Source organism: Microbacterium sp. (genome assembly GCF_046295495.1).
GTDB lineage: Bacteria > Actinomycetota > Actinomycetes > Actinomycetales > Microbacteriaceae > Microbacterium.
The window spans coordinates 45,552-62,361 of record NZ_JBKBNC010000016.1; the positions used below are offsets into that span (position 1 = coordinate 45,552).

Consider the following 16,810-nt stretch of genomic DNA (forward strand, 5'->3'; position numbering starts at 1 on the left):
TGAAACGCTGGAACCACCATGACCGACGCCACCCCCGCCGACCGACTCCGCGCGGCGCTCACGCACTCCGACGCCTCCGCACGACTGCAGGCCGCGCTCGCCGCCGGGACGCGGCCCCACGACAGCTACATCGCCGAGCTCGTGGCCCGGTGCGCAGTGGAGACCGACTTCTTCGTGCGCGACATGCTCACGTGGGCGCTCACGCGGCACGACCCGGCGCGGGCGGTCTCCGCGCTGCTGCCCGAGGTGGCATCCGAGATCCCGCAGGCGCGGAGCCAGGCCGTGCACACCCTCTCGAAGATCGGCGACCCCGCGGCGTTCGCGGTGATCACGCCGGCGGTGCTGCGGGATCGGCATCCGGAGGTGGCGCGAGCGGCCTGGCGGACGGCATCCGGTCTCGTTCCCGACGATGCGCACGAGTCGCTCGCCGACGAGCTCGCGACCCAGTTCGGGCGCGGCGACCACGACACCCAGCGCAGCCTGAGCCGGGCGTTCGCGGCGATCGGATACCGCGCCGAAGCCGCCGTCGAGCGGGCCGCGGCCTCGCCCTACGACGTCGTGAGCGCGCACGCGCGGGCCACCGCGATCGTCATGGACGACCCGGATACGGAGTTCGCCGAGGCCGTCGTGGAGGCCCGGCGGGTCGTGGCGCAGCGGGCGCTGCCCGCGGAGGACTGAGCGGCGACGGAACCGGCCCCGGGCGGCCCTCCGGGGCGCCTCCCATCCCGGAACCTCCCAGGTCAAGCCCCCTTCCCTTCCAGGAATCTCCTCACAACGGGGGAGTACCGTCTCACCCGGTCTGCGCGACTCCACGTGCTCAGGTCGACTCCGAGGGTGTCGTCGACGGGCGCGGGATCGCGCTCGGGAACGACGCGGGAGGCGATCACATCAGCACGATGACGGCCCCCGCGCGCACCGTGCCGCCGATGGCGGCGGCCCCCGGTCCGCTCGACCGCGTGCGGACCCTGCCCTCGCTGACCGGCCTGCGCTGGGCCACGGCGATGTTGATCTTCGGGCACCACCTGATGGCGGTCGAGTACTTCGGCGGCACCGCGGGCTCGGTGTGGGCCTTCCTGTTCGAGGCCGGCAAGACCGGTGTGACGCTGTTCTTCATCCTCTCGGGCTTCGTGCTCGCGTGGGGGTACAAGCCGCAGCAGAGCGCTCGATCGTTCTGGTGGCACCGGTTCGCGCGCATCTACCCCCTGCACGTGGTCGGCGTCGCTCTCGCGCTCGTCGCCGCGTTCACCCTCGTGCCCGAGATCCGCAGCGACAGTGCGGCGCCGGTCGTCGCGAACGTCTTCCTCGTCAACGGCTGGGTGCCCGACTGGTGGCAGGCCGGGAACCCGGCGAGCTGGTCGCTCGTGTGCGAGGCGTTCTTCTACCTCGGCTTCCCCTTCCTGATCGGCCCGTTGGTGCGGCTGTCGAACCGCGCCCGGGCGATCGTCGTGCCGGCCTGCCTCGTGCTCGTCGCGCTCGCCCCGCAGATCGCCGCCCTCGCTCCGAGCGTGCTGTCGGCGGCATCCACCCCCCTGCTGCGCCTGCCCGAGTTCGTGATCGGCATGGGCCTCGCGCTGCTGGTGAAGAACAGCGACTGGCGCCCGGCGCGGCTGCGGCTGGCCGTTCCCCTCGCCGTCGCCGGGTACGCGCTGTCGGAGGCGCCGGCCATCCCCGGCACCGACATCCACCCGGGGCTCGCCGCCACCGTCGGCTCCTTCGCGCTGCTCGTCGCCGCGCTCGCCGACGCCGACGCACGCTCGACCTCGACGTTCCTCGCGCGCCCGCTCTGGCAGGAGCTCGGTCGCGTGTCGTTCGCCTTCTACCTCGTGCACCTGCTCGTGATCGCCGCGGTGTCGTCGGCGTGGCCCGAGGGGCACCCGCAGCTGCCGTGGCGGCGGGCCGTGCTGCTCGCGCTCGCCGCGTTCGGCATCGCACTCGCGATCGCGTGGGTGCTGCACCGGACGGTGGAGGTTCCGGCGCAGCGGTGGCTGCTGCGGTACGACCCGGCACGGAGGGCGGGGGCGGCGGCGGCCGTCGCCGCGGACGGCGGGAAGGATGCCGGTCGCTCCGGGGGAGGCGCGCGGGATGCCGGTCGCTCCGGGGGAGGCGCGCGGGATGCCGGTCGCGTCGGCGCGGTGGCCGAGGCCGTTCGCGATCGCTAGGCTCGCCGGATGGTCGGAGCGCACGTGTTGATCCTGCTGCTGACGTGGGGCGTCGGTCTCGTCGTGGTCGGGGCGGTGCTGTATCTCGTCGTGCGGCTCGCCGTCGTGCACGCACTGAAAGCCCACACCCGCTGGATCGACGCCGGCCGACAGTGACCCGGCGCCGGTCGCGCCGGCCGTGGGGAGCGTCGGCGCGAGCGCGGTGATCCCCGCGGTGTCGGCGGGCTCGAGCGCTCAGCGCGCGGCCAGCTCCACGCGCACGCGCCAGCGGTCGCCGTCGGGCCCGGCCGCGAAGGTCCCCCCGAGCACGTCGACGCGCTCGCGGAGCCGGGCGAGACCGAAAGAGGGGTCGCCCCGCCGCTCGGGCGGGGGCCGGTTCGCGTCGTTCTCGACGGTCAGCACCACCGCGTGCGGCGTCAGCGAGAGAAAGAGGTCGACCCGCGCCGAGGGGTCGGCGTGCTTGACCACGTTCGTCACGGCCTCGCGCGCGGCCCGGATGAGCGTGGCGGTGATGATGCCGGCGAGCGGCTCGTCGCCCGTCACCTCGGTGCGCACCTCGTGGCCGAGGTCGCGGAGCTTCTGCGCGAGGGCCTCCAGCTCGCGGCGGATGCTCGTCTCCACGGCATCCGGGATCGAGCCCGTGCCGGCGCGGCCGTGCACGAGCTGCAGCACGCGGCGGGTGTCGGCGAGAGCCTGGGTCGACGAGGCCACGATCGCGCGTTGCGAGCTGGACCTCGTCTCGGGGTCGTCAGTGCGCTCCAGCACGCGCGCGTGCATGACCGTGATCGAGATCTCATGCGCGATGACGTCGTGCAGCTCATCGGCGATGCGGTTGCGTTCCGCCGCGAGGGCGGCGTCGAGCTGGGCCTCGTGCGCGTCGACCTGGGAGGTGAGCGCGAGGTTGCGCCGCACCACCGTGCGCAGGCCCCGCCCCGCCGCGGCCGACAGCGTCCCCACGAGGAAGGCCGCGACCACACCGCCCACCCCGAGCCCCGGCGGCACCGTGGCGATCACGGCGACCCACGCGACCGACGCGACGCCGTAGGCCATCGAGAACGGCGCGCTGCAGCAGTAGAAGACGACACCCGCGCTCAGCGCGACGGCGGTGAGGTACTCGCCGCCCTGGCCCGCCGCCACCGCGGCGAACCCGACCAGCGCCATCGCTCCCGCTCCCCACGTCGGCCGCCAGGCCATCACGATGATGGCGGCGGTGATGAGCAGGGAGACGGCGATGATCGCCCAGGATGCCGAGCGCTGCCCGACGAGCTGCGCCCACACCGTCTCGGCCGCGGCCAGCGACGGCAGCACGACGATCAGAACGCGGGCGGCCTTCGGCGGCAGCACGAAGTCGAGCAGTCCCCGGTGCGCGGCGCGGGCTCCGGTGCCGGCGCCGCGGGCACCGTCCGTTACCGGCAGATGCCCAGCATCCGGCACAGGTGAGACCAGAGGAGTGGCTGCTGGCCCGTCAACGGCATCCATATGAACATTCTTCGCCCCTTCGTCGTGATCCGTGCCGGAATGAGTCCCGGCACGTCGTCCGCTCATCCTGACGCGTGGGTGCCCGCGGCCCGTTCCTCCTCAAGACGCAATCGCGCCACCACAAGACGCAAAACCGGCACCTATGCTGATCGCATGTCGCCCATCCGAGTGCTCATCGCCGATGACGAAGCCCTCGTGCGCCGCGCTCTGCAGGTGTTCCTCACCGCGGAGTCCGGCATGACGGTCGTCGGTGAGGCGAGCGACGGACCGAGCGCCGTGCGCCTGAGCCTCGAACGGCGACCCGACGTGGTGCTGATGGACATCCGGATGCCGGGGGGCGACGGCATCCGGGCGATCGAACAGCTCTCGGCCGACCTGCCGTCGACGCGCACGATCGCGATCACGACCTACGGCAGCGACGAGACGGTGGCGGCGGCGCTGCGCGTGGGCGCCGTCGGCTTCCTCGTGAAGGACTCCGAGCCCGAGCACATCACGGCCGCCATCCGCAGCGCGCACTTCGGCGGCTTCGTGCTGTCGCCGGTGGCGGGGCACGACCTGGTGCGGCGCATCTACGCGCAGCCGGCCGGTCAGCCCACGGTGACCCTCAGCGCGGCGGAGCAGGTGTCGCGCCGCGAACGGGAGGTGCTCGAGCTGTTGGCCAAGGGCATGTCGAACGCCGAGATCGGCCGCGACCTCTTCCTCTCGGAGGCCACGGTGAAATCGCACATGCGCCGCATCATGACGAAGTGGAGCGTGCGCGATCGTGTGCAGGTGCTCCTGCGCGCGGCGGCGGCCGGGGTGATCACCCTCCCCTGAGGCGCCGCGGGCGGTGTCAGCGGCGCGAGCGGGCGCGGCGCGAGACGACGGCGTACGCGATCGCGGCGGCGACGATGCCCGAGACGACGGTGAGGCCCCAGCGCAGGGGCACGGCGACGTCGGTGAACGCGGCCAGCGAGACGCCGACGGCCAGTGCGACGACGACGAGCGCGACGAGGGCCGCGCCGTCTGCGGCGGTTCGCTTCTTCTCGGCCATGAGGTTCCTCTCGTCGCGGGTGCGGGGCGGGTCGATCCGGTGGTCGCGCCGCGGGGTGCGGGTGACGCCTCGGAGCCTAGCTCCGGCTGACGCCCGTCGAAACGCGTGCGGGGCGCATTCCGTCGGGGGGCGGCACGCGGGCGCTCCCGGTTGCGTCTCAGGACGGAACGCGATTGCGTCCTGCGCGCCGACGCCGGTGCCTTTCGGGTCAAGAGGCGCCCCCACGCCCTGAGTAGCGTCACTGGCGGCGCTGCGATCGCGGTCACGAACGCAGCGCCGCTGACAACACTCAACGGATCGAGAGGAAGCATCATGGGGGCAGTTCTGAAATTCATCGCGTGGGTCGTGGCGAACATCGGGCGCTGGGGCAAGGCCGTCGCGAGCCAGGTCGGGCGGATCACCGCGTGGGCACGCAACAACTGGCGTCGCGTGCTCGAGTGGATCAACGCCGGCATCTCGTTCGGCACGATCCTGGAGTGGATCCTGCGCATTCTCGGCATCGGCTGACGGGTGTCCTCGGGGGCGGCACGACGATCGTGCCGCCCCTCGGGGCACCGTCGTCCACACCATTCGACCGACAGGGAGAGGCACCGCACATGCCGCACGACAGCGACACCGGCATCCGCGTGAAGGGCGTCACGAAGACGTATCGCACCAAGCGCGTGCTCGACGGGGTCTCCTTCGACATCCCCGCCGGGGCGGTCACCGGGCTCCTGGGCCCGAACGGGTCGGGCAAGTCCACGTCGATGCGCACGATGCTCGGCCTGACGATCCCCGACACCGGGTCGACGACTTTCGACGGCGTGGCCTTCCGCGACCTCCCGCGGCCCGGGCGCACCGTGGGCGCCCTGCTCGACCCGGGTGCCCACCACCCGGGGCGCAGCGTCGAGGACACCCTCGCGGGCGCCGCCCTGCTCGCGGGCGCGCCGCGCGAGCGCGTGCGCGAGTTGATCGCAACGCTCGGTCTGGCCTCGGCCGCACGCCGCCGTTTCGGCGCGCTCTCGCTCGGCATGAAGCAGCGCGTCGCGCTCGCGGTGGCCCTCGTCGGCCGGCCGCGGCACCTCATCCTCGACGAGCCGATGAACGGCCTCGACATCGAGACCGCCGACTGGCTCCGGGGCGTGCTGGTCCAGCACGCGCACGCGACGGGCGGGTCCGTCCTCGTGTCGACGCACCTGCTCGAGGAGCTCCAGACCTTCGCCGATCGCATCGTCGTGCTCAGCGAGGGCGTGATCCGCCATTCCGGCGAGGTCGGCGACCTGGCCTCCGGGGCGAAGGCGACGGTGGTCGCCGCCGACCCCGATCTGCTGCAGCGCGCCCTCACCTCGCGCGGCATCCCCTTCCGCCTCGACGCGGGCGCCGGCCGGTTCTCGGTCGAGACCGACCCGCGCTCGCTCAGCCGGGTGTGCCTGGCCGACGGCATCGTCATCGACGAGCTCGCCGAGGACCGCGAATCGATCAGCGACCTCTACCGCCGCCTGACGCGCGGCCAGTACCGAGTGGAAGGGGACGTCCTTGATCCTCGTTGACGCCGAACCGACGACCACCGGGCGTTTCGCCCGCAGCCTGCGCGCCGAGCTCCGCAACGTCTGGACGACGCGCGGCACCCGCTGGGCGCTCGGACTCACCGCGGGCCTCTGGGTGGTGGTCGGGGCGGGTGTGGCCGCCATCGCCCTGCTGCTCGACTCACGCGAGGTGAGCATCTCGGGAGCCCTGCTCGGCATGGGGTCGGCCGTCACCGTGTTCGTGCCGATCCTCGCGATCTTCGTGATGGCGGCCGACTGGCAGTCGCGCGACGTGCTCACCACGTTCGCCCTCGAACCGCGCCGACACCTCGTGTTCTTCGCGAAAGCGTCGACCGCCCTGATCATCTGCGCGGGGCTCGTCGTCGTCGCGGGCGTGTTCGCCACGGCCTTCACGATCGTGCTCGCGCTGGCGACGGGATCGACCATCGCCTGGAACGCGGATGCCGAGACCATCGCCGTGCTCCTCGGGAGCGCGGCCGTCGGCACGGTGTCGGGCATCGCGTACGGCGCCGCGACGCAGCGCGTGGCCATCGCCATCGTCTTCTCGCTCGTGCAGGGTCTCGTCGTCGATCCCCTGCTGATGCTCGTCCCGAACGGCGGCGGATCGTGGGTGCGCCTCAGCGCGATCGTCGACGCCGTCAGCGGCACCGGCCCGGTCGGTCCCGCTCTCACGGCCGCCGCGCTGTGGCTGGTCGTGCCGCTCGCGATCGGCTTCGTGCGCCATCAGCGGGCCGACGTCCAGTGAGCGGCCGAGCGGCCGAGGTCGGCGCGCCCGCCCCGAAAGGGTCTGGCTGGCGCCTCGGTCAAGACGCCAGCCAGGGGTGCTTCGAATCGGATCGAGATGAAGCGGCACCAGCTTACGCATCCCCCCTTCGGGAACCCTTGGAGTTCCACGACGAGCGACTCCCGCGCGCGGGGACGATGGGCGAGGATGAGGTCGTGGCCCCCGTCGCGAGCCCCTCGTCGTCCCCCCTCGGCCTCCCTCCACGGCACGGCGAGCCCGGGGAACGGTCGCTGGCGCCCCGCGCGCTCGCTTACTTGAACCTCCGCGAGGGGGTCGGAACGGCCGCCGTCGCCGTGGCGCTCTCCGTGGGCATCGCCTTCCTCCCCGACGCCACGTGGCGCACCGTGTTGTGGGGGGTTCTCGCGGCGCTGGCCGTCGTCTCGCTCGCGATCGAGATGCCGTGGCTCAACCGCAAAGAGGTCGAGAACACCAGCTACACGGTCACCCCCGACTTCGTCTACATCACCCGGGGCTGGCTATGGCGCCGGAGCACGGTGATCGCGACGGCGCAGATCCTCAACGTCGAGATCGTGCAGGGACCCCTCCTGCGGGCATTCGACGCGGTGAGCGTGCGGTTCACGTGCATCTCCGAGATCGAGGGCCTCGGCCCTCTCGAGCGGGATGCCGCGGAGCGCGTGCGCGCGACGGTGCTGCTGGCGCAGGGGGAGACGCAGGCGTGACCGGCTCGGCCGCGGGTGAGGCGCGGCGTCTGCCCTCGCGCTACCTCCCGGCGGCGTACCTGGAGTCCGCCCCCAAGCTGGCCGGCAGCCTCCTCGCCGGCGTGGTGTACCTGTTCGCCCCCGCCGTCTGGCCGGGGGCCTGGGCGTGGGTCGCTCTGGGCCCGCTGATCGCGGTTCTCGTCTGCGAGCCGGTCTGGCGATGGACCTTCACCCGCGTCGCGATCACGCCGACCCACCTGCGCGTCACGACGGGCGCCGTGCATCGCCGAGACCAGTCGCTCGCGTGGGCGGATGTCGGCACGGTCGACTCCCGCCAGTCGTGGGCGTTCGCGCGGTGGCGCCTGCACGCCCTCACGCTCTCCCAGGCCGGCGACGAGCGGACCAAGGTGCAACTGTGGGCCGCCGACGACGAGTTGCACCGCGCCGTCACCCGATACGCCGGGCACGCGCTCGCCCGCGCCGGCCGGGGAGACGTCACCGACCGCGGCGACGATCCCGGCCTCGGGGCCGTCGCGGACGCCGAGCCGGCCGGCATCCTGCTCTACCGGGTGCGGACCACGCAGCTGCTGCTGGCGAGCGTGGTCTACGGGCAGTTCGCCCTCATCGGGGGCGGGGCGGCGCTGGCCCTCTCGGAGACGCTGGGAACGATCGGCGCCGACGAGGTCATCGCCCGCTGGCTGCCCCTGCCGCCGGCCGCGTGGGCCCTCGTGATCGCGGCGGGGATCGTGGCGCTCGGTTTGGTGCTGACCGTGGTGCGGTACGCGTCGTTCGAGGTGCGGCGGGAACCCGACGCTCGGCTCGTGATCTCGTACGGCCTGCTGTCGACCCACACCCGGAGCATCGCGCCGGGGGCGGTGATCGGCGTCGTCCTGCAGCGCAACCTCGTCGAGACGCTGCTGGGCCGCGTGCGACTGTCGGTGCTGACCACGGACTCGGCCGCCCAGCTCGGCACCAACCTCGTGCTGCCCTCGCTTCCCCGCCGCGCCGTGGCGCGCCTGCTGCGCGAGGCGTTCGGCGAAGACCCGGCGACGCGCCTGCCGACGGTGGATCGGGGCGGACGCGCCCTCGCCGCCGGTCTCGCCGTCCTGGCGTCGTTGACGGCGGTGACGCTGCTGGCGGGGTGGGCGGCGGCCGCGCAGGGATGGCCGCCGGTGTTCGTGCTCTCGGCCGGGGCGCTCGCGCTCGCCGTGGCCTGGCCCGTCAGTCGGGTGCTGTGCGCGCGACTGGACGCGGAGACCGGGTCGGATCGCGTCGTCCTCCTGGTCAGCCACCTCGTGCAGCGGCAGACGGTGCTCGACACCGCCGCCGTGCACATCGTGGCCACGAGCCGCCTGGCGACGCGTCCGCTTCTCGCGCACCTCTGCTACTACGCCGGGATGCCGCGCACCTTCCGGGCCCTCCGCTTCGTCGCGGCCGACGTCGACGCGCTGTCGGCGCGGGTCGCGCGGAGCATCCCCCTCGCCCGGACGCGCCGACGCGCGCTGCGGACGGCGGCCGGCCCGCTCGCGAGCACGCCCTGAGCGCCGTGCCGCGCACGGCGCTCGGAGGCCGGGTCCTTTTCGATCGCGCCCCGAGCACGGCGTCGCGCGGCGGCGGACACCGGATGCCGCGACCGCGACACGCCCGGCCCACCGGGCGTTCAGCAAGGCCTCGGTACACTGCCCCGTGCCCGAAACACTGCTGAACCCCGACCGCGATGCCGCGCGGTCGGCATCCATCGATCCGATCGAACTCGAGATCGCGCTGCGCGTCATCGACGCCGCCTCCTCGCTCGACCCCGAGGACCCCGCCTACATCGCCCTGCGCCGTCAGACCGGCAAGCTCTACAAGGACGTGAAGCGCCAGTCGCGCAAGGAGAAGCGTCAGCGCATCGCCGACGCCGACCGCGCGGTCGTCGCCGCCACCGCCACCGGCGCCCCCGACCGCATCGACGACGAGACGCGCGGCATCCCGCTCGCGGCCCGCACCTCGATGCCGTTCGCGGGAGAGCTGATCAAGGCGCGCGCCTGCTACATCTGCAAGCAGGACTACACCCTCGTCGACGCGTTCTATCACCAGCTCTGCCCCGACTGCGCGTCGATGAGCCACGAGAAGCGCGACGCCCGCACCGACCTCACCGGCCGGCGCGCCCTGCTCACCGGGGGCCGCGCCAAGATCGGCATGTACATCGCGCTGCGGCTGCTTCGCGACGGCGCGCACACCACGATCACCACGCGCTTCCCGCGCGACGCCGTGCGCCGGTTCTCGTCGCTGCCCGACAGCGCCGACTGGATCCACCGCCTCAAGGTCGTCGGCATCGACCTGCGCGACCCCGCCCAGGTGATCGGCCTCGCCGACTCGGTGGCATCCGAGGGTCCGCTCGACATCCTCATCAACAACGCAGCGCAAACCGTGCGGCGCTCGCCGGGGGCCTACAAACCCCTGGTGGATGCCGAACTGGCCCCGCTTCCCGACGGCCCGCTGCCCGAGCTCGTCACCTTCGGCCACACCAACGACGCCCACCCCCTCGCGCTCGCGCAGTCGGTGTCGTCGCATCCGATCCTCGCCGCTGCCGCGCGCACGGCCGACGAGCTCACCGCCGAGGCGATGGCGGCGGGCTCCTCGTCGATCGAGCGCCTGACCACCGGCACCGCGATCGATGCGGGCGGGCTGATCCCCGACGAGGATCGCATCAACAGCTGGACCCAGCACGTCGACCAGGTCGAGCCGCTCGAGATGCTCGAGGTGCAGCTGGCGAACATGACCGCGCCGTTCCTGCTCGTCAGCCGCCTGCGCCCGGCGATGGCCGCGTCGACCGCGAAGCGCAAGTACATCGTCAACGTCTCGGCGATGGAGGGCGTGTTCGGCCGCGGCTACAAGGGCCCCGGTCACCCCCACACCAACATGGCCAAGGCCGCGCTGAACATGCTCACCCGCACGAGTGCGCGCGAGATGTTCGAGGCCGACGGCATCCTCATGACCGCGGTCGACACCGGCTGGATCACCGACGAGCGCCCGCACTTCACCAAGGTGCGCCTGGCCGAGGAGGGCTTCCACGCGCCGCTCGACCTCGTCGACGGCGCGGCCCGCGTGTACGACCCGATCGTGCGCGGCGAGGCCGGCGAAGACCTCTTCGGCATCTTCCTGAAGGACTACCGCAAGGGTTCGTGGTGAGTCGCCCGCGCTCCGCGCGGCTCCCCGCGGGGCGTTGTCGGGGCGCGGGGCAGGGGTCGGAACCTCAGGCGGGCAGGAAATAGTCCCGCGCGAGCGGTGCGATCTCAATCCCGGATGCCGTGCCGGCGGTGACCCAGCGCAGCTCCGCGATCTCGGCATCCGGTTCGGGTCGCTGATCGCCGATGTCGACGCGGAAGACGTCGGCGACCACCTCGAAGCCCGGTTCGTTGGCCGCGCTCGCCGCGAAACGGCCGAGCGGCTCGAGCGCGTCGGGATCGACCCGGAGGCCGACCTCCTCGGCGAGCTCGCGCGCGAGGGTCTCGGCGGGGGTCTCGCCCAGCTCGGGCTTGCCGCCGGGCTGCATGAAGGCCGTGGTCCCGGCCTTGCGCACCAGCAGCAGCCTGCCCTCGGCGTCGGTGATCACCGCGGCCGAGACGTGGATGCGGCGCGGGGAGACGGCATCCGGAGTCACCCCCGCACGCTAGCAGGCGCCCGCGACGGGCACCCACGTCCTCGGTGAGTGTCCCAGACGCACCGAGGCCGCGCGCGGTCGTCCCGCGTGTCTGGGACGCTCGAGGGAGCGGACGGGCGCGGGGCGTCAGTGGGGCGAGCGGGGGACGGCCATCGAGGGTGGGGCGTCGTCGGCGGGGATGCCGTAGGACGCCACGATGCGCTCGAGGTAGCGCGCGATCACGCGTTGTTCGTCGTCGGTGAAGTCGTCGAGCACGGCGTCGACGCCCGCGATCATCGGCGCGAGGTGACCCATCGCGCGTGCCATCGACGATTCGGTCGGCACCACGAGCACGCTGCGGCGGTCGGTGGGATGCGGGGCGCGCGTGACGTGGCCGAGGTCGACGAGGCGGTCGATCGCCGCGGTGGTGGCGGCGGTCGTGAGGTCGAGGCGGCGCGACAGCTCGCCCGGTGAGAGCGGCCCCGACATCACCAGGTGGCCCATGGCGTCGAGGCCCGTGGGATTCACCGCGAGCTCGCGCTGCAGCGCCTTCTCGAAGGCCGACCCGGCCATGAACAGCTCGCGCACGAGCGCCGTCGGGCGTCGCACCTGAGGCACGGCGACGCCACCGACGGTGGGGGGAGGGGTGGAAGATTCCGGCGCTTCCATGACTGGCACTCTACGCAGGAGTGGGCTAGTTTTCTCGTATCTCGAAAATCGAGATACTCCAAAATCTAGCGAAGGTGACCGATGACCGCCCTCTTGCGTTTCCTCACGTCGGCCCGCACGTCGTGGATCGTGCTGGTGGTCGCTTTCGCGGGAGTCGCCGCGCTGTTCGTCCTCGGGTCGGGCTCCACGAGCGAGACCGCCCCGGCCACGGGCCTCCCCGACTCCGCCGAGTCGGTGCAGGTCGACGAGGTGCTCGACACCTTCCCCGATGCCGACACCACCTCAGCGCTCGTCGTGTTCGCCTCCGACGACGGCTCGGCCCTGAACGCCGAGACGGTCGCCGCCATCCAGCAGAAGGCGTTCGGCGACCTCGTCGACCTCACTCCCGAGGGCTTCATCCCGCCGCCCCAGGTGTCGGACGACGGAACGGTCGCGCTGCTCGTCGTGCCGCTGACGCCCGAGACCGACGTCGCCGCGCAGACGGAGCGGGCCGACGAGATCCGCACCCTCGCCGCCGACGGACTCGACGGGGTGCGCACCTATCTCACCGGCCCGGAGGGCTTCGAGGTCGACATCGCCGCGGTCTTCGACGGCGCCGACTTCACCCTCCTGCTGACCACCGTGATCGTGGTCGCCGTGCTGTTGCTGATCACGTACCGCAGCCCGTGGCTCTGGCTCGTGCCGCTCATCGTCATCGGCACCGCCGACGCCTCGGCCGGTATCGTCGCCCGCCGGGTGGCGGCGCTGGTGGGGGTGCAGCTCGACGCCTCCATCACCGGCATCCTGTCGGTGCTCGTCTTCGGTGCGGGCACCAACTACGCCCTGCTGCTGATCGCGCGGTACCGCGACGAACTGCGCCTCGCCGAAGATCGTCGCGAAGCCATGCGCCGCGCCGTCCGCGGCGCCGGCCCCGCGATCATCGCGAGCGGATCGACCGTCGCGCTCGCCCTGGCCACCCTGCTGCTCGGCGAACTGTCGGGCAATCGCGCGCTCGGACTCGCCTGCGCGGTGGGCGTCGTCGTGGCGATGGCGTTCGCGCTGATCGTGCTGCCGGCCGCTCTCGTGCTGTTCGGGCGCTGGTTGTTCTGGCCCTACGTCCCGCGCTTCGGCTCGCCCGACGCGATCGCGCGCAGCCCCTGGGGAAAGCTCGGGGGTGCGGTCTCGCGCCGACCCGTCGTGGTCGCGCTCACGGGTGCCGTGGTGCTCGGGGCGCTCGCGAGCGGCATGTTCTTCGTGCAGACCGGGCTCTCGCAGAACGACCGCTTCCTGCAGAAGCCCGACGCGGTGACCGGGCAGGAGGTCTTGGCCGAGGCCTTCTCGGCCGGTGCCACCTCACCCGCGACCGTGGTCGCCCCGGTGGCCGACGCCGACGCGATCGTCGAGGCCGCCGCGGGGGTGGAGGGCGTCGACACGGCGCGCCTCGCCGAGGAGAACGGCGACTGGGCCCGCGTCGACGTGACGCTGTCGTCGGCGGCTGAGACGCCCGAGGCCTTCGCGACGATCGAGCGGTTGCGCGCCGACCTCGACACCGTCGGCTCCGGAGACGCGCTCGTCGGCGGACTCGACGCCCGGGCCCTCGACGTCGCCGGCGCCCAGGAGCGCGATCAGGCGCTCATCATCCCGCTGATCCTCGTGCTGGTCTTCCTCGTGCTCGTGGTGCTGCTGCGCGCACTCCTCGCGCCGGTGCTGCTGCTGCTCGCCGTGGTCGCGAGCTTCTTCTCCGCGGTGGGGGCGGCGTGGTGGCTGTTCCAGACCCCGCTGTTCGCATTCCCCGCGATCGACACGAACGTCCTGCTGTTCAGCTTCCTGTTCCTCGTGGCGCTGGGCGTGGACTACAGCATCTTCCTCGTCACGCGAGCGCAGGAAGAGAGCCGCACACGGGGGACGACCCAGGGCATGATCCGCGCGCTCGCGGCCACCGGCGCCGTCATCACCAGCGCCGGCATCCTGCTCGCCGCTGTGTTCGCGGTCCTGGGCGTGCTGCCGCTGATCACCCTCACCCAGATCGGCATCATCGTGTGCATCGGCGTGCTGATCGACACGCTGCTCGTGCGCACGGTGATCGTGCCCGCCATGGCCTTCATCGCGGGCGACCGGTTCTGGTGGCCGCGGCGCCCGACCGTGACGGATGCCGAGGCGGCCGCCCGCCTCGACGGCGATGTCCCGCATGCGCCGGGTCCGCGCGAGCGCGCCGGGCAGACCCGAGCCCGGGAGCCCCGTGCGGATCGTGATGCGGATCGCCGTGCCGCGCGGCGCGCGGGCGCACCGCGCGGGTGAGCTCCGCGGTCCGGGACGATGCCCCCATGCGTCCCGGTCCGCGGTCCCACCCGGCCCGTCGACGGGCCGGGTGGGGAGTCGAGGGTCGCGTCAGAGCGTGCCGCGGCGGATGCCGTCGACGATCGGCCGCGTCGAAGCCAGGGCCCCGCCCACCAGTGCGAAGCCGGCCGCGAAGGTCGCCGCGATGGTCAGCACCGACAGCGGAGCGACGAGCAGGCTGAAGCCCACGACCGGGAACGCCAGCACGGCCCCCAGCACGGCCCCGCCCACCGCGGCCCACCGCAGCGGCACCATGACGGTGAGGCGGCGCGCGCGGCGGAGCTCGGCATCCGGGATCCCCAGGCGATCGAGGCCGACGAGCAGCTCACGCTCCTCGAGGACCGAGGCCGCCTGCGTCACCCCCACCGCGCAGGCGAGCAGCACGAAGGCGATCCCGAGCGTCACGAGCACGCCCGTGCGGATGTCGCCCATGAGCGTCCCGGGCGCGGCACCCGCGGCGACGTCGGCGATCGACAGCCCGCAGCCCGCGACCACCGCGATGAAGGCCACGAGCGCCATGCCCGACACCCGTCGCCACGCCGGGCCCGCGTGGGCGCTGAGCTCCCGACCCGCGATGAGATCGGCGGCGGTCCGCGCCCGACGCGCCATCGACCGGCCCCGGGCGGCGACGATCGGTGCACCGATGACGTTGAGCAGCGCCAGCGCACCGGCGAACACCGCGAGCAGCACCACGACGCCCACGGCCGGACCGACGAGCTGCCCCACGATCGAGAAGTTGCCCACCACCAGCACCACGCCGACGATCAGGATGCCGCCGACCACCATCGCCACGCGGCGCGTGGGGGGAGCGTCGCTGCGCGTGCGCACACCGAGCGGGGTGACGGCGACGCGGCGCAGGCTCGCCGCCGCGCTGGCCGCGCCGATCAGCACCACCCCGACGGTCACCGCGAGTCCGAGCAGCGGGTCGACGACGACGGCGCCGATGCCGACCGGCCCGCCGAAGAACGGCAGCAGCCCCACGAGGGGCAGGAGGACCGCGTAGAGCACGACGCCGGCGAGCGCGCCGATCGCGGCCACGACCGTGGCCTCGAGGACCGTCAGCGACCAGAGCTCCTGCCCACTCGCCCCGAGCAGACGCAGGGTCGCGAGGCGATCGTTACGGCGACGGCTCGTGAGGCGGGCGGCCGCGGCGCCGAGGGTGACGAGGGGGACGGCCAGCAGAACGAGCGCCAGCGCGGCGAGGATCCCGTACAGGCCGTTTCCCTCCGCGGTGCGCGGATCGATGAGGAACATCCGGGCGCCGCCGACGACGACCAGCAGCAGCGCGGTCGTGACGGCGAAGGCGACGACCGGCAGCGCGACGGCCGTGCGTCCCTGCCGGGCGGGGCGCGAGAGCTGGCGCGAGAGCTCCAGGATCGTGCTCATCGTCCGGCCTCCGTGGGGAGGGTCGCGGCGGGAGCCGTGCCGACGGCGGGATCCGCGCTGTCGGCGACCACGCGACCGTCGCTCACCCGCACGATCCGCGAGCAGCGCCGAGCCACGTCGGCGTCGTGCGTGACCATCACGAGCGTCCGGCCCTGGCCGGTGGTGGCGTGCAGCAGCGCGTCGAGGACCTCGGCCGAGGTCGCGGAGTCGAGGGCGCCGGTCGGCTCGTCGGCGAACACCACCGGCGCTCCGGTCACCTGCGCGCGGGCGATCGCGACGCGCTGGGCCTGACCGCCCGAGAGCTGACCGATGCGGCGACCCTCCATGCCGGCCAGGCCCAGGGCGGCCAGCCACACGGCGGCGTGCCGTTCGGCATCCTGTCGTCTCATGCCCTTCAGCAGGAGGGGGAGCGCGGCGTTCTCGACGGCCGTGAGCTCGGGCATCAGCAGGTGCTCCTGGAACACGAAGCCGAGCGCCTCGCGCCGCACGCGCGCCCGTTCGCCCTCGCCGAGCCCGACGAGCTCGCGCGGCGCGGAGCCGGGTGCCGAGAGCACGATCGAGCCGGCATCCGGGGCGATGACGGCCGCCACGCAGTGCAGAAGCGTCGTCTTCCCCGAGCCGGAGGGGCCCATCACCGCGACGGACTCGCCGGCTCGGATGGTCAGCGACACGTCGTCGAGGGCACGCAGGTCGCCATAGCGCTTGACGAGGCCGGAGGCGGTGAGCACAGCTGAAGAGGTCATGTCTCCATCCCAGCGGGGGCAGACGCGCGGGTCGTCCGTCGCGCGAGGTATGCGGGTCCGCCGCGGGGACGATTCCGACCGGGCTGCGGGTGCCTCGGGTGGTGGACGGGGCGGCGGCGGTCGCTCTTTCCCCGTCGTTCGGCGTCTCGTTCCGTACGAAGGGTGCGTCGGACACGTACGCCGACCACAGTGGTGCACCGGAGGTGGTCCGTCATGTCGTTGCCCGTCGCGATCGCGCTCGCCGCTCTGGTCGCGGCCGGCCCCGCCCCGGCCCCCACCGCGGGCCCGGCACCCATCGACGAGGGCGCCGTGCTCTCGGGCGCCCAGACGATCGTGGTGACGGTGCCGGCGCGTGCGAGCGCCTCTCCGACCCCGGTCGCGACGCCCACACCGACGCCGACGCCGACGCCGCGCCCGACGGCGACGCCCCC

General features: G+C 73.2%; 17 protein-coding genes and 1 pseudogene. 12 read left to right on the forward strand and 6 right to left on the reverse strand.

Annotated features, from left to right (window positions below; translation table 11 throughout):
- Positions 1–18: 18 nt before the first annotated feature.
- The 3 genes from ACK4LS_RS08365 (at position 19) to ACK4LS_RS08375 (ending at position 2,315) form a co-directional block, all read left to right on the forward strand.
- Positions 19–678 carry a HEAT repeat domain-containing protein gene (locus ACK4LS_RS08365; RefSeq protein ID WP_409715958.1) on the forward strand — a complete coding sequence of 220 codons (660 nt, stop codon included), beginning with the start codon at positions 19–21 and terminating at the stop codon, positions 676–678.
- 218 nt (positions 679–896) lie between these two features.
- Positions 897–2,159, forward strand: coding sequence for an acyltransferase family protein (locus ACK4LS_RS08370; RefSeq protein WP_409715961.1), 1,263 nt, complete (start codon positions 897–899; stop codon positions 2,157–2,159).
- A 9-nt stretch (positions 2,160–2,168) separates the two neighbouring features.
- Positions 2,169–2,315 (forward strand): hypothetical protein, encoded by a 147-nt coding sequence (locus ACK4LS_RS08375; protein ID WP_409715964.1) that lies wholly within the window; start codon positions 2,169–2,171, stop codon positions 2,313–2,315.
- 78 nt (positions 2,316–2,393) lie between these two features.
- Here the strand turns inward: ACK4LS_RS08375 and ACK4LS_RS08380 are convergent, their stop codons facing one another.
- Positions 2,394–3,638 carry a sensor histidine kinase gene (locus ACK4LS_RS08380; RefSeq protein WP_409715967.1) on the reverse strand — a complete coding sequence of 415 codons (1,245 nt, stop codon included), beginning with the start codon at positions 3,636–3,638 and terminating at the stop codon, positions 2,394–2,396.
- Positions 3,639–3,791: 153 nt separating this feature from the next.
- Between ACK4LS_RS08380 and ACK4LS_RS08385 the strand changes: the two genes are divergently transcribed.
- Positions 3,792–4,454, forward strand: a complete 663-nt coding sequence (locus ACK4LS_RS08385; RefSeq protein ID WP_409715969.1) for a response regulator — start codon at positions 3,792–3,794, stop codon at positions 4,452–4,454.
- 16 nt (positions 4,455–4,470) lie between these two features.
- Here ACK4LS_RS08385 and ACK4LS_RS08390 read toward each other — a convergent pair whose 3' ends face one another.
- Positions 4,471–4,671 carry a hypothetical protein gene (locus ACK4LS_RS08390; protein WP_409715972.1) on the reverse strand — a complete coding sequence of 67 codons (201 nt, stop codon included), beginning with the start codon at positions 4,669–4,671 and terminating at the stop codon, positions 4,471–4,473.
- A gap of 312 nt (positions 4,672–4,983) precedes the next feature.
- On the opposite strand from ACK4LS_RS08390, the gene ACK4LS_RS08395 reads away from it, so the two are divergent.
- The 6 genes from ACK4LS_RS08395 (at position 4,984) to ACK4LS_RS08420 (ending at position 10,814) form a co-directional block, all read left to right on the forward strand.
- A complete protein-coding gene (locus tag ACK4LS_RS08395; RefSeq protein WP_409715975.1) occupies positions 4,984–5,178 on the forward strand; it encodes an aureocin A53 family class IId bacteriocin in 195 nt (64 codons plus the stop codon).
- Positions 5,179–5,267: 89 nt separating this feature from the next.
- The gene (locus ACK4LS_RS08400) at positions 5,268–6,200 is read left to right on the forward strand and encodes an ATP-binding cassette domain-containing protein (RefSeq protein WP_409715978.1); all 933 of its coding nucleotides are present in this window, start codon (positions 5,268–5,270) and stop codon (positions 6,198–6,200) included.
- The gene (locus tag ACK4LS_RS08405) at positions 6,187–6,942 is read left to right on the forward strand and encodes an ABC transporter permease (RefSeq protein WP_409715981.1); all 756 of its coding nucleotides are present in this window, start codon (positions 6,187–6,189) and stop codon (positions 6,940–6,942) included. The genes ACK4LS_RS08400 and ACK4LS_RS08405 overlap by 14 nt, the downstream gene beginning before the upstream one ends.
- A 194-nt stretch (positions 6,943–7,136) precedes the next feature.
- Positions 7,137–7,661, forward strand: a complete 525-nt coding sequence (locus tag ACK4LS_RS08410) for a PH domain-containing protein (RefSeq protein WP_409715983.1) — start codon at positions 7,137–7,139, stop codon at positions 7,659–7,661.
- Positions 7,658–9,181 carry a hypothetical protein gene (locus ACK4LS_RS08415; protein ID WP_409715985.1) on the forward strand — a complete coding sequence of 508 codons (1,524 nt, stop codon included), beginning with the start codon at positions 7,658–7,660 and terminating at the stop codon, positions 9,179–9,181. Before ACK4LS_RS08410 ends, ACK4LS_RS08415 begins: the two co-directional genes overlap by 4 nt.
- Before the next feature lie 145 nt (positions 9,182–9,326).
- Positions 9,327–10,814, forward strand: a complete 1,488-nt coding sequence (locus tag ACK4LS_RS08420; protein WP_409715988.1) for an SDR family NAD(P)-dependent oxidoreductase — start codon at positions 9,327–9,329, stop codon at positions 10,812–10,814.
- A 64-nt stretch (positions 10,815–10,878) separates the two neighbouring features.
- On the opposite strand, the gene ACK4LS_RS08425 is transcribed toward ACK4LS_RS08420, so the two are convergent.
- Both ACK4LS_RS08425 and ACK4LS_RS08430 read right to left on the reverse strand, forming a co-directional pair.
- Entirely contained in the window at positions 10,879–11,286 is a 408-nt protein-coding gene (locus tag ACK4LS_RS08425) for an NUDIX hydrolase (protein WP_409715991.1), read from the reverse strand.
- A gap of 126 nt (positions 11,287–11,412) precedes the next feature.
- Positions 11,413–11,934 carry a MarR family winged helix-turn-helix transcriptional regulator gene (locus tag ACK4LS_RS08430; RefSeq protein ID WP_409715993.1) on the reverse strand — a complete coding sequence of 174 codons (522 nt, stop codon included), beginning with the start codon at positions 11,932–11,934 and terminating at the stop codon, positions 11,413–11,415.
- Positions 11,935–12,015: 81 nt separating this feature from the next.
- On the opposite strand from ACK4LS_RS08430, the gene ACK4LS_RS08435 reads away from it, so the two are divergent.
- Positions 12,016–14,211: an MMPL family transporter gene (locus ACK4LS_RS08435; protein WP_409715997.1), complete on the forward strand. Its 2,196-nt coding sequence runs from the start codon at positions 12,016–12,018 to the stop codon at positions 14,209–14,211.
- A gap of 90 nt (positions 14,212–14,301) precedes the next feature.
- On the opposite strand, the gene ACK4LS_RS08440 is transcribed toward ACK4LS_RS08435, so the two are convergent.
- Together ACK4LS_RS08440 and ACK4LS_RS08445 are read right to left on the reverse strand one after the other, a co-directional pair.
- Positions 14,302–15,636 (reverse strand): FtsX-like permease family protein, encoded by a 1,335-nt coding sequence (locus ACK4LS_RS08440; protein ID WP_409716000.1) that lies wholly within the window; start codon positions 15,634–15,636, stop codon positions 14,302–14,304.
- Positions 15,633–16,379 (reverse strand): ABC transporter ATP-binding protein, encoded by a 747-nt coding sequence (locus ACK4LS_RS08445; RefSeq protein WP_409716003.1) that lies wholly within the window; start codon positions 16,377–16,379, stop codon positions 15,633–15,635. The genes ACK4LS_RS08440 and ACK4LS_RS08445 overlap by 4 nt, the downstream gene beginning before the upstream one ends.
- Positions 16,380–16,592: 213 nt before the next feature.
- Between ACK4LS_RS08445 and ACK4LS_RS08450 the strand changes: the two are divergent.
- A pseudogene (locus tag ACK4LS_RS08450) lies at positions 16,593–16,810 on the forward strand (NlpC/P60 family protein); the annotation flags it as partial.